This window comes from Photorhabdus viridis (assembly GCF_040256935.1).
In the GTDB taxonomy this organism is placed as follows: domain Bacteria; phylum Pseudomonadota; class Gammaproteobacteria; order Enterobacterales; family Enterobacteriaceae; genus Photorhabdus; species Photorhabdus viridis.
In genome coordinates, this window is the sequence record NZ_JBEJZY010000509.1 from 1 (window position 1) to 223 (window position 223).

The 223-nt window shown below is 53.4% G+C and carries 1 protein-coding gene; it reads right to left on the reverse strand.

The window, feature by feature from the left end; genetic code table 11:
- The coding region (locus ABR397_RS24320; RefSeq protein WP_350307917.1) for an AMP-binding protein at positions 1-223 on the reverse strand (223 nt) is incomplete at both ends.

Below are 223 nucleotides of genomic sequence, written 5' to 3' on the forward strand. Positions count from 1 at the left end.
CCACCAACATACAATTCACCTACCGTCCCCAACGGCACTGGCTGGCCGTATTTATCCAACAGATAGAGCGTTAAATCCGGGATACGCGTACCGATAGGGCTGCTTATCTGCGCCACATCATCATGATTAAGCGCCCGATAAGTCACATGAACCGTCGTCTCCGTGATACCGTACATATTCACCAACCGGGGCGACGTCTCTTCACGCAGGCGATACCACGGTC